This is a genomic window from Achromobacter sp. SIMBA_011 (assembly GCF_046535435.1).
In the GTDB taxonomy this organism is placed as follows: domain Bacteria; phylum Pseudomonadota; class Gammaproteobacteria; order Burkholderiales; family Burkholderiaceae_B; genus Achromobacter; species Achromobacter dolens.
The window spans coordinates 1-235 of the sequence record NZ_JAWRWN010001240.1; the positions used below are offsets into that span (position 1 = coordinate 1).

Annotated in this window: 1 protein-coding gene; it reads left to right on the top strand. The window is 58.7% G+C overall.

Annotation, left to right across the window (positions count from 1 at the left end; genetic code table 11):
- Window positions 1–23: 23 nt before the first annotated feature.
- Window positions 24–235, top strand: a 212-nt coding sequence (locus tag SB816_RS35015) for a hypothetical protein (RefSeq protein ID WP_410548623.1), incomplete at its 3' end; no start/stop codon positions are given.

The following is a 235-nucleotide window of genomic DNA, read 5'->3' on the forward strand; positions in this document are numbered from 1 at the left end:
TCTATGAAGCATTGGAGCATTATTTGAGCGACGACCTGCAGGCGTCGCCGCTTCATCGCCAGGCATCCAGTTACTTTGCCGCTGACTCACGGTTTGACGATGACAGCGCGCTGGCAATGCTGACGGCACAACAAGAAGACGCCATCGTCTGCCGGACGTACCGCAGCCTGGTGGATGACCAGCCGTTTTCCTACCCACTGGCATTGACGTGCCCGCGCTACTGCGAACAGCCGCT